Below are 11351 nucleotides of genomic sequence, written 5' to 3' on the forward strand. Positions count from 1 at the left end.
TGCCAGTGGCCGTGCACCATCGATGGATCACGCATGAGCGTGGTCTGCTTCTTGCTGAAGGCAGCATCGATCTTCACTCACTGCAGACAACACAGACATGGATTCGCAATTCACTCCCCGTATCAATGGCGCCCGCCTGTGGCAATCGCTCATGGATCTCGGCGCGATCGGCGCCACGCCGAAAGGTGGCGTATGTCGTATCGCTCTGACCGAGGAAGACCGCCGGGGGCGCGACCTCGTGGTGCGGTGGTGCCGTGAGGCCGGGCTGGAGGTTCGCGTGGATGAGATCGGCAATGTCTTCGCGCGCCGCGCGGGTACCGACCCCGACGCGCCGGCGGTGGCCACCGGCAGCCATATCGATACGCAGCCATCGGGCGGCAAGTTCGACGGCAACTTTGGCGTGCTGGCGGGGCTCGAGGTCATGCGCACGCTCAACGACTGCGGCATCGCCACGCGCGCGCCGCTGGAGGTGGCGTTCTGGACCAACGAGGAGGGCACGCGCTTTACGCCGGTAATGATGGGGTCGGGGGTGTTCGCCGGCGTGTTTGACGCGGCGTTCGCACGCGCGCAGCAGGACCGCGAGGGCATCAGCGTGGGCGATGCACTGACGGCCATCGAATATCGCGGTACGCAACGTGCCGGCGAGGTGCCGGGCGGCATGTATGCGGCTTACTTCGAGGCGCATATCGAGCAGGGGCCGGTGCTGGAGGCTGCCGGACTGCCGATCGGCGTGGTATCCGGAGCCCTCGGACAACAATGGTATGACGTGACGGTGACCGGCCAGGACGCCCACGCAGGGCCCACGCCGCTGGCATTGCGCCACGATGCAATGCTGGCAACCGCGCGCATGATCGAGGCCGTGAATCGCATCGCGCGCGACGAAGCGCCTCATGGCCGTGGCACGGTGGGCTTTGTCGAGGTCACGCCGAACTCGCGCAACGTGATTCCGGGGCGCGTCGACTTTACGGTGGACTTCCGCAACCTGTCGCAGGACGGGCTTGATCGCATGGATGCGGCCATGCGCGCGGCGTTCGCGGGTATCGCCGACGCGGCTGCCGTGACTGTGGAGGTGCATCAGGTGGTCAAGTTCGAGCCATGCATCTTTGCGCCGGCCTGTGTGAACAGCGTGCGTCGCGCGGCCGCCTCACTGGGCCTGCCGCATATGGATGTGGTGAGCGGCGCGGGTCACGATGCGGTCTACGTGGCGCAGCGTGCGCCAACGGGCATGATCTTCGTGCCGTGCAAGGACGGCATCAGCCATAACGAACTGGAAGACGCGCTGCCCGAGCATATCGAGGCCGGCGCGAACGTGTTGCTGCAAGCGATGCTGGAGCACGCCCGCTAAGGTTTTTCTTGCGCCCCTCTCCCGCGTGCGGGAGAGGGGCTGGGGGTGAGGGCCTGGCGGTTCTGCTTGCCGATTGCCCTCCCATTCAATGCGCGATGGACCTCGATATCGCCCACGCGCATTCAATCACCAGCGGTCCCAGTTTTCTCTGCGCCTCGGCCATGGTCCAGCGGCTGGCGGGTGGCGATACGTGGACCGCGCCGACTGCCTCGCCGCGGCTGTTCACGATCGGCGCGCCAATCCCCATGTCACCGAGGAACAGCTCTTCCTCATTGCACGCATATCCCACGCTGCGGCATGCGGTCACGCGTTCGAAAATCGTGTCCACGTCGGTAAGCGTGGCCGGTGTGCGCGGTGCGCGTGTCGATGCTTCGAGCATGGCGCGTACCCGTTCATCGGGCAGCGTGCTCAGGTAGGCGCGGCCCGAACTCGTGCAATACATCGGAATCCGCATGCCCACGGGCGTCAGCACGGGCATGTGCTTGGCCGTCATGAGCTGCGCCACGTAGACCATGTCGAGCCCGACGGGCTCGGTCAGGTTGGCGGTTTCGCCGCTGGCATTGGCCAGTTGCGAAAGGTAAGGGCTGGCAATCTGGATCAACGCGTCCGCAGCCAGATAGTTGTAGCCAATCTCCATCACCTTCGGTGTCAGCCGGAAACGCCGCGTCTGCGGATGCTTGTCGACATAGCCGAGCCGCTCCAGCGTATGTACGGTGCGTTGGGCCGAGCTCTTGGTCATGCCGGTCAGGGTAGCCAGTTCGGCCAGCGTTAGCGTGCGATGCACGGCGCTGAAGGCCCGCAATACTTCGAGGCCTTTTTCGAGGGACTGGTTGAACAGCGGGTCGGGGCGTTCTCCGCCAGCGGTGGTCATCGGTTCGATCCGGATTCGGCACCATCGTCGTGACCCGCTGCACCACGATGGCTGAATATTGCACCAAGATACTCACGAATCGATTATCGATTCTCGACGGATTGCCAATGATACGCCACCGCTTGATGTACGGCGCATGACTGGTGTTTACCCCTAGTAAATTCCCGGTTGTGCGCAGTGAAATATCACACTAGTATCACAGCAACTTCAAATGCAGATACTGAGTCCGCCGTGGTGAATCCCATCAGACTGGTTGGCGCCGCCGACCCGGCCCCCACATTGCCAACGCCCGCCCAGAGCGGCGCCGCGTTGCGCGAGCAGGCCTATACCGAAATCAAGCGTCGCATCATCTCGTGCGAATTCCGTCCCGGCGAGCCGTTGAACGAGGCGCAAGTGGCCGCATTGCTGGGTCTGGGCCGCACACCCGTGCATCAGGCGCTGCATCGGCTCGAAGTGGAAGGGCTGGTCTCGATCCTGCCGCGCAAGGGTGTGCTGGTAACGCCGTTGTCGCTGAACGAAGTGCTCGACATGATCGAGGTGCGTGCCACCAATGAAATGCTGTGCGCGACGCTGGCCTGCGAGCGCGGGCATGACAGCGATTTCAAGGCGATGCGCGAGATCGTCGATCGCTCTCCCGAACTGATCGCAAAGCGCGACATTCCGGCGCTGGCGTCCCTGGACCTGAAATTCCACACCGCGATGTCCGCCGCATCGCGCAACCGCGTGCTGGCGGAACTGCTGCGCGGCCTGCATGAGAAGCAGGCGCGTTTCTGGTTCCTGTCGCTGTCCGATCCGCAGCACCTCGAGAACGTCTACCAGGAACACCTGGAGATTGTTGACGCCCTTGAACGGCGTGACGTTCCGGCGGTACGTGCCGCGATCCGCGAACACATTGACGAATTCCGGAAGAACATCATCCGGACCCTCTGACCGAACTTTTCCCCTCGTAACAGGTAGCAAGCAATGCCGACACTGCATCTCCAGGTAGCCGGCGGGGGCGCGCTCGCCCTCGACATCGAACGACTGATCATCGCCGGCTGGACCGGCCGTGACATGGATGCCGTCCAGCACCATATCGACGAGCTCAAGGCGATTGGCGTGAAGCCGCCCGCCACGGTACCCACGTTCTATCCGCTGGCTGCGCAACTGCTGACCACCGACGACGTACTCGAAGTGCCGCGCGACGATTCGTCCGGTGAAACCGAATTCGTGCTGCTGCAAGGCGCCGATGCGCTCTATATCGGCATCGGCTCGGACCATACGGACCGCAAGGTGGAAGCCTACGACGTGACCGTGTCCAAGCAGATGTGCGCCAAGCCGATGGGCCGCGAAGTGTGGCGCTTCGATGAGGTTGCCGATCACTGGGACACGCTGGAAATGCGCTGCTGGCGCGTGCGCGACGGCCAGCGCGCGCTATATCAGGAAGGCAAGGTCACCCGTCTGCTTGACCCGCGCGACCTGATCGAACGCCTGACCGGCGAGTCGCAACTGCCGTCCGGCACCGCCATGTTCTGCGGCACCCAGGCCGTGATTGGCGAAATGGGCCACGGCGAAGCGTTCGAAGTGGAACTGCACGACCCTGTGCTCAGCCGCAGCCTGCGTCACGCCTACCAGGTGGCCACGCTGGCCGTTGCCGGATGAGCGCCATCATGAAGGCTCCCACCATTGCCGAACTGGCCGCTGCGCTCGCAGTCGGCAGAACGACCAGCGTGGCCTTGACCGAGGAAGCGCTGGCCAATATCGAACGCCACATGAAGGCCGGAGGCGTGGCCTTTATGAGCGTGGATGTCCAGGGCGCACTGGCGCAGGCACACGCGGCCGACCAGGCGCGTGCGGCGGGAAATGTGGCCTCGCCGCTGGCCGGACTGCCGGTATCGATCAAGGACCTGTTCGATGTGCGCGGCCAGGTGACGCGTGCCGGCTCCAGGGCCCTCGACGGTAGCGCGCCGGCGCAGGACGACGCGCCGGCCGTGGCGCGGCTGCGCGCGGCGGGTGCGGTGTTGATCGGCCGCACCAATATGAGCGAGTTCGCGTTCTCGGGCCTGGGCCTGAATCCGCACTACGGCACGCCGCGCACACCGTTCGATCCCGATCGCATCAGCGGCGGCTCGACATCGGGTGGGGCGGTTAGCGTTGCGGAACAGATGGCCGTGGCGGCGCTGGGTACGGACACCGGTGGTTCGATCCGGATCCCGTCGGCGTTCTGTGGCCTGACTGGTTTCAAGCCCACGGCGCGACGCGTACCGCTGGATGGCGCCGTACCGCTGTCGACATCGCTCGACTCGGCCGGGCCACTGGCCCGCTCGGTGGCTTGCTGTGTGGCGATGGACGCGGTGCTCAGCGGCGAAGCGCTCGATACGCGCGCGGCCGATCTGGCTGGCCTGCGTTTGTACGTGACGCGCGATTTCGTGGGGGAGGGTATCGAGGCTGAAGTGGCGCAGGCGTTCGACGCCACGCTGGCCCGGCTTTCCGCACAGGGTGCGCGGATCGTGGAGTTCAGCTTCCCCGAGCTGCGCCGCCTGCCCGAGATCAACGGCGGCGGTGGCCTGACCGCGGCCGAGGCCTGGACCTGGCATCGCGCGCTGCTGCAAGGCAAGGGCGACCAGTACGACCAGCGCGTGGCCCAACGCATTCGTCGCGGTGAGAAGCTGACCGCGACCGACTACATCGTGCTGCAGGCCGAACGCCGCGCGATGCAGCAACGTGCCGCCGAACTGCTGCGTGACGCCGATGCCTGGCTGATGCCGAGCGTGGCGGTGCGTCCGCCGCGCATCGATGCGCTGGAGCGTGACGAGGATTTCTTCGCCATCAACGGACTGGTCCTGCGCAATGCCAGCGTCATCAATTTCCTTGACGGATGCGCGGCGTCACTGCCGATGGGCCAGGATCTGGGGCTGGGCGTGTGCGGCCTGCACGGCAGCGATGCCCGCGTGCTGCAGGTGGCCGCGGCCATCGAGACCGCCATCGCGTAGAGGACATGTAGCGGCAATGTTGAAGTCATAAAGGGCGGATTCCCACGCCAGCACAACGCACTGCGAGAGGGCTTCGCCAACGTAGCGAAGCCCCGCTAACCACACCCAAGGAGTAGTCACCGATGTCTTCCGTGATGACCGGCGCCCCAGGCGCCATGGAGAACCTGCCGCCAGCGGAACTGGCGCAGCAACGCAATGAGGCGTACCGCAAGATCACCGTGCGCCTGATCCCGTTTCTTGTGTTCCTGTTTGTCCTGGCGTGGATCGACCGCGTCAACGTGGGCTTTGCCAAACTGCAGATGCTGCAGGACCTGCAGTTCAGCGAGGCCGTCTACGGCCTGGGTGCCGGGATCTTCTTTATCGGCTACTTCCTGTTCGAGGTGCCGAGCAACCTGCTGCTGGAAAAGGTCGGCGCACGCAAGACGCTGGCGCGCATCACGATCCTGTGGGGCCTGGCCTCGATGGCGATGATCTTCGTGAAGACGCCGATGCAGTTCTATTCGCTGCGCTTCCTGCTCGGCATCTTCGAGGCCGGATTCTTTCCGGGCGTGGTGCTGTACCTGACCTACTGGTTCCCGGCTGCGCGTCGTGCGCGCATCAATGGTCTGTTCATGACATCGTTCGCCATTGCCGGCGTGATCGGCGGCCCGCTGGCCGGCTTCATCATGAGCGCCATGGACGGCGTGGACGGCCTGGCCAACTGGCAATGGCTGTTCGTGATCGAAGGCATTCCGTCGGTGCTGGCCGGTTTTGCCGTGCTGATGTACCTGCCGGAAAAGCCGGTCAACGCGAAGTGGCTCTCGAAGCAGGAGCAGGCCATCGTCACGCGCGATGTGGAAAACGAGGCGCGCGATCCGGCCAAGCATTCGTCCCTGAAGGATGCGTTTGCCAATTCCCGGGTCTGGATCTGCGCGGCAATCTACTTCTGCGTGGTCAGCGGCAATGCGACGATTGCATTCTGGTCGCCGTCGATCATCAAGGAACTGGGCGTACACGGCAACTTGCAGATTGGCCTGGTATCGGCAATTCCGTTCGTGGCCGGTACCATCGCCATGGTGCTCAACGGCATCCATTCGGACCGCACCGGCGAGCGCCGCATGCACTGCGCACTGGCCACGTTGCTGGCCGCGGCGGGCCTGACACTGACGGGCATGTGGCTGCATAGCGCCGTGCTGGCACTGGTGGCGCTGACCATTGCATCGATCGGCATCCTGGCCGCCTTCCCGGTGTTCTGGTCGCTGCCGTCGGCATTCCTGGCCGGCACCGCGGCCGCCGGTGGCATCGCGCTGATCAATTCGATCGGGAATCTGGCCGGTTTCGTGGCGCCGTACATGATCGGCTGGTTCAAGACCAACACCGGCCAACTGTCCTCGGGCCTTTACTTCGTGGCAGCGCTGGAAGCTTGCGCGACAGTGCTGGTGATCGCCTTCATCAGGGCACGCCAGTAGTATTCGGGGATGTTGCCGGCCGGGCGGGCAGGGGGCTGGATTCCCCTGACGCCTTGCGATACAATCCGCATCCTTATTACGCCGCAGGCTGAAGTTACGCATGCGGCACGGACCGGATTCCGGCGCATCGCGCGCCAAGACAAAGGAAAGGCGGGCAGTCCAGCCGCCTTTTTGCTTTGTTGGACCCGGCTCCAGGGACCGCGAGGGTGGCGAAATTGGTAGACGCACCAGGTTTAGGTCCTGACGCCAGCAATGGTGTAGGGGTTCGAGTCCCCTCCCTCGCACCAACCTTCCTTTTCGTTGCAACTCTGCAACGGTTTCACTCCCTCCCTTTCTGACTCACTTTGTGCCCCAATCCTAGGCTGAACAAGGGTTATCGGGTCATCGACTGACTTTCCCTTTCCGCCAACCGGTGCCTCGGAACTGCACTGTATAATCAGTCCAACTCCCCGCGAACTCCCCGCGAACTCCCCGCGGCACCCACAGATGGCGTCCTTCCAAAAGGTGGCAAACGGTTGGCGAGCCCAGATCAGCGTGAAAGGGCAACGCGACGACCGGACCTTCGACTCCAAGGCGGCAGCCCAGGATTGGGCCGTCAAACGAGAAGCCGAAATGCGGTCGATCTCCGGCGGTCAAGGCAGCAAAACGCATACCGTCGGGGACGTGCTTGATGACTACCAGCGAAAGGTCAGCCCCACGAAACGTGGCGCCCGATGGGAGATGCTTCGGCTCGACCTGATTGGTCGCAAGGAAATCGATGGCAAGGCGTTCCGCAACATCCGACTGGCCGAGTTAAAGCCAACGCATATCGCTGCCTGGCGCGATGCCCGCGCCAGAGAGGTGGCCGGTTCATCGGTATCGCGCGAGATGTCACTCTTGTCCCACGCTTTGCAGGTAGCCCGAACGGAATGGGGGTGGCTCGTTACTGATCCGATGAAGGATGTACGCAGGCCGCCAGACAATCCGCCGCGAGACCGTCTGATTAGCGATAAGGAAATTGAGCGCATCACCCTGGCGCTTGGGTATCAGGAGGCCATGCCAGTCGCATTACCCTCTCAACGTGTCGCAGTCGCCTTCCTGTTGGCCATCGAAACGGCGATGCGCTCGGGTGAGATTCTGGGGCTTACAAGCTTGGCCGTGGATCTGAAGAAGCGCGTCGCACATCTGCCGCTGACGAAGAGTGGCGGTGCGCGGAATGTCCCCTTGTCGTCGCGCGCGGTTGTGCTGCTGAAGATGCTACCCGCCGTGCCGGAAGGGCAGCCGCTGTTTGCTTTGACGTCGGCCAGTCGCGATGCACTCTTCCGTAAGGCAAAAGAGAAAGCCAGGATTGCCAACCTGACGTTCCACGACACGCGGCACGAGGCGATCACCCGATTGGCCAAAAAGTTGCAGCCGCTGGATCTGGCCCGCATGACCGGTCACACAAATCTTCAAGAGCTAATGACGTACTACAACGAGTCGGCCGAGAGCATCGCTCGGCGACTGGGTTAGTCCGCGGCCTTCCTGGGTCGGCCCAAAGGCTTGTCCCGATAGGACTCCGTCCACGCGATCACCTCCGCCGCTTTCCATCGCGGCAAGGCCTTGGCTTGCCTACCACCGCCCGATTGAACGGACGGGATTCGGATCGGTTTGGGAAAATCAGGAAGATTGACGACCCGCTCGCGAACGACCTTTGGCGAGCGCACCAGATAGTTGGCGATCCGTTCGACATCCCATAGCGCCACCGACAGAGGTACCACGGGATTCAGCCGTTTCTCAATGGCATCCGCCAGTCGTTCGAGGATTGCAAGGTCGCTCATGGTTTGCTCTCGTCATGGGTAATAGACTTCAGCCATTGCTAGCTCGCTTTGCTGGTGGCCGTGTGGGACCTCTCGCGTCGACTGACAACTATTGTTTCAGACTCAGTTCAAGCCCACCCTGGCAATCGACGAGTGCCAGCCACTCGATGCCGTCCTTGCGAAACGCGATACTGGAGAGCTCGGCGTCGTACGTCGAGCCGGGAATAAACACGATGTCGTCGGCCTTCTTGTCATTCCTGGCGGTGGCATGACCGGAGTGGTACCCGGGCCGCCAGTCCCCCAGAACGGGTCGGCATTCGGTGGATTCGCATACACGGTAACGGTCGGTAACGTAAATTCGGGCACGTCGATTCCTTTCGGTGCGACACGATTAGGACGTAGTCACTAGATCCGAGGGTGTGTGCGAATGGAGAGGTGGACGCAGTGATGGTGAGCCTTGGTCGCGGCCTGAGCAACCTGCTGTAGCGTCGTACAGCGTAGGGACGAAGAAATGGGCTAGTGGCCTGCGCTGAGACGTCTATCGATCAAGCACTGAATTCGGGAGTTGCGGCGAGCCTCAGATTACTGGTTGTTGCGGCAAATCTTGTGCAGGGAGCAATGTCGTTTTGATGCGCCCTTGCGCTGCCGAGTGGCGCTTGTCGGACCCTTAGCGGTCTTTCGATTATCTCGAAAGCAGCCTGTCTCGGTTCATTGCCGGCACTCAGGATAGCCAAATCTTCTTGCAGACTTGGAGTCTGATCGTTGCGAGTTGGCGCGAGAACTACAACTTTGGCCATTGCGGACTGCTCTAGGATACTCTGCGGCTTCTTCAAAGTGTTTCCGATTCACAACGCTCGGCGCGCTCTCCTTGCAGCAGCCGTGCCGCACTTGCGAGGTAACGACTCTGGGGAGGAGCTCTGGTAACATCAGCCCTCAATCGGCCCAAGAGCGTAGTTTTAGTGGATTATGCGCCTCTTTTTCTGCGACTTACCCAACGAACAGTAGCCATGGATGGCTAGAAATCTCTTGCGGAACTTACCACGGTGGTAAATAATCGAAAAAACGTAAGCCAATACGCCGGAGCGAGTCCCTCAGATGTAGGTGGGGGCAGTCGTAAAATTCAGGGGAAGGCAGATGGGCCACTTTACAATCCTGCCGCACTCATGGCGCTGCTCGAAGTTGGGGCGGATGGCGAGAACTATGCGCCAGTCATTCCATTCACCGAAAAGTGCGCTAGGGACGTCCAGAAGTATGAACTGGACGCAAAAGAGCTAGCCGATCTGGTCAAGGACGCTGTTCGGTCGGGCACTTTCAAGGGTTCTGAATGGTGCGAGAAGGAGCCGGGCGGCCCTTGGGCGGCATGTGATGTCTATGTACTGATTCGCCAGGAGTGGAATAAGTACTCCTACAAAGACATCACTCAGGAGTACTACGTCAAGCTAGCCATCAATCGTATAGGCAAGCTGATCCTACTCGTATCAATGCATCAGTAACGGGAGATCCAAATGACTACGCATGTTCTCTGCGATGTGTGCGGGGAAGGCCATGTCGCGTCCGTGTATGGACAAAATGAGATCGAGCACAAGGGCGCAACGTTCTCTGTGCCATTTGTCATGTCGCACTGTGAGGAGTGTGGCAGTGACTACGCGTCAGCGTCTGACATGCGTCAGAACAAGCGCGCGGTAGTGGAGCTTCGTAAAAAGCTAGAGTGTCTTCTGACCGGGCAAGAGGTTCATGCCATCCGTGTCGGCGCAGGCCTGAAGAAGGTACAGGCAGTAAAAATATTCGGTGGTGGGCCGGTCGCCTTTTCGAAGTACGAAGCGGATGATGTGACCCAAGCCGCGTCAATGGACAAACTAATCCGCGTAGCTGCACAGGTACCGTCTGCATTGGCATGGCTTGCTCATGCGGCAGGTGAGGAAGAGGTTGCGACGGCGATTTGTTCCAAGGAAGTGTCCCGAATCTCTACAATCCTGGAAGCGGATGGAGTGTTAAAGGACGCACGACGTGTGGTTCACGCGGTCCTCAAACAGACGCTGTTGGATTCTCCCGTTTCCTGTTACTCGAGGGTCTTTGTATCCGAGAGCAGCGAAGAGGATGATCTTGCAGTTGATGTGCAGACGGGCGGGACAGTACATAGTATGGCCCGCTTTGTTCAGCGCAAGAATGCAGCCTACGAAATGTCGCTCGATTATGACGCTCCAGCTTCGAACTTGCCTTCGGCACTGCAGAGCTACAAGTTAGAAGCAGCCTAAGGTATGAGACCGAGTCCACTAAAGCTCAATTCGCTCAGATTCTTGCACGTGAGCGTCTATCCCAGAAATGAGCCTGAGACACTGGATCCAGTAGAGAACCCCGCGCCAATTGATACCTGGGGAGCGAATATCCATTGTTCACTTACCCATGCCGAAGCTGATAAGCAAGAAGGCGTGGAGGTACGCGACTACATGGTTGCGTTAGGGATTCAAGTCAGTGACGGCCCGGAGAAGGAAGTTCCTTACAAGATTGATGTCGAATGTGTGGGATATTTTTCTATACCAAATGGGTTCCCGGACGCGGCGGAACGTCTCGAAATCGCTGTTGTGAATGGTGCGTCTTTGCTCTACGGTGCGATCAGAGAGCAAGTCGCAACCGTTACAAGTCGGTGTTGGTACGGTGAGCTACGATTGCCATCTCTGAATTTCCGAGAGGATGGCCCAGCGGCTCGTGCTGCGGCAGAGGCGAAGCGGCGCGCTGCGGAAGAAAAGAGCGGTGCAACTCAATCATCTGCCGATCCAGAGTGATGTAACTTTGCATCGTGTCTTGACTCGATGCGCACTGTACTTAATGCGGCCCGCAATTATGCGGGCCGTTTGCATTTCTGGTGCTAATGCCCGATGGTCGTAAGCGCCCGGTGAACCCGTCTTGACGGGGCTACGCAGGAAGGACGGAAGCAGT

The 11351-nt window shown here is 61.3% G+C and carries 11 protein-coding genes and 1 tRNA gene; 10 read left to right on the forward strand and 2 right to left on the reverse strand.

Annotated features, from left to right (window positions below; translation table 11 throughout):
• The first annotated feature begins 97 nt into the window (after nt 1–97).
• Complete coding sequence (locus tag ACO550_RS34695) at nt 98–1345, forward strand: allantoate amidohydrolase (protein ID WP_315596695.1); 1248 nt, start codon at nt 98–100, stop codon at nt 1343–1345.
• Between the two features lie 85 nt (nt 1346–1430).
• On the opposite strand, the gene ACO550_RS34700 is transcribed toward ACO550_RS34695, so the two are convergent.
• Entirely contained in the window at nt 1431–2216 is a 786-nt protein-coding gene (locus ACO550_RS34700; RefSeq protein ID WP_315596696.1) for an IclR family transcriptional regulator domain-containing protein, read from the reverse strand.
• A gap of 231 nt (nt 2217–2447) precedes the next feature.
• On the opposite strand from ACO550_RS34700, the gene ACO550_RS34705 reads away from it, so the two are divergent.
• The 6 genes from ACO550_RS34705 (at nt 2448) to ACO550_RS34730 (ending at nt 8127) form a co-directional block, all read left to right on the forward strand.
• Nucleotides 2448–3146, forward strand: coding sequence for a GntR family transcriptional regulator (locus ACO550_RS34705; protein WP_485995106.1), 699 nt, complete (start codon nt 2448–2450; stop codon nt 3144–3146).
• 33 nt (nt 3147–3179) lie between these two features.
• A complete protein-coding gene (locus tag ACO550_RS34710; protein ID WP_315596697.1) occupies nt 3180–3857 on the forward strand; it encodes a DUF2848 domain-containing protein in 678 nt (225 codons plus the stop codon).
• Nucleotides 3858–3865: 8 nt separating this feature from the next.
• Entirely contained in the window at nt 3866–5188 is a 1323-nt protein-coding gene (locus ACO550_RS34715; protein WP_315596698.1) for an amidase, read from the forward strand.
• Nucleotides 5189–5343: 155 nt separating this feature from the next.
• Nucleotides 5344–6636 (forward strand): MFS transporter, encoded by a 1293-nt coding sequence (locus ACO550_RS34720; RefSeq protein ID WP_315596706.1) that lies wholly within the window; start codon nt 5344–5346, stop codon nt 6634–6636.
• Nucleotides 6637–6836: 200 nt separating this feature from the next.
• Nucleotides 6837–6923 (forward strand) — tRNA-Leu (locus tag ACO550_RS34725).
• A 199-nt stretch (nt 6924–7122) separates the two neighbouring features.
• On the forward strand, nt 7123–8127 hold the full coding sequence (locus ACO550_RS34730) for a tyrosine-type recombinase/integrase (protein WP_315596699.1): 1005 nt from the start codon (nt 7123–7125) through the stop codon (nt 8125–8127).
• Here the strand turns inward: ACO550_RS34730 and ACO550_RS34735 are convergent.
• Nucleotides 8124–8435 carry a hypothetical protein gene (locus ACO550_RS34735; RefSeq protein ID WP_315596700.1) on the reverse strand — a complete coding sequence of 104 codons (312 nt, stop codon included), beginning with the start codon at nt 8433–8435 and terminating at the stop codon, nt 8124–8126. The two genes, ACO550_RS34730 and ACO550_RS34735, sit on opposite strands and share 4 nt — an antisense overlap.
• Before the next feature lie 1142 nt (nt 8436–9577).
• Here ACO550_RS34735 and ACO550_RS34740 point away from each other — a divergent pair.
• The 3 genes from ACO550_RS34740 to ACO550_RS34750 are packed head-to-tail and all read left to right on the forward strand — an operon-like array spanning nt 9578 to nt 11197.
• Nucleotides 9578–9907 (forward strand): hypothetical protein, encoded by a 330-nt coding sequence (locus ACO550_RS34740; RefSeq protein WP_315596701.1) that lies wholly within the window; start codon nt 9578–9580, stop codon nt 9905–9907.
• A gap of 12 nt (nt 9908–9919) precedes the next feature.
• On the forward strand, nt 9920–10669 hold the full coding sequence (locus ACO550_RS34745; protein ID WP_315596702.1) for a type II TA system antitoxin MqsA family protein: 750 nt from the start codon (nt 9920–9922) through the stop codon (nt 10667–10669).
• Nucleotides 10670–10717: 48 nt separating this feature from the next.
• On the forward strand, nt 10718–11197 hold the full coding sequence (locus ACO550_RS34750; RefSeq protein WP_315596703.1) for a hypothetical protein: 480 nt from the start codon (nt 10718–10720) through the stop codon (nt 11195–11197).
• The last annotated feature ends 154 nt before the right edge of the window (nt 11198–11351 follow it).

Source organism: Cupriavidus sp. (assembly GCF_057315035.1).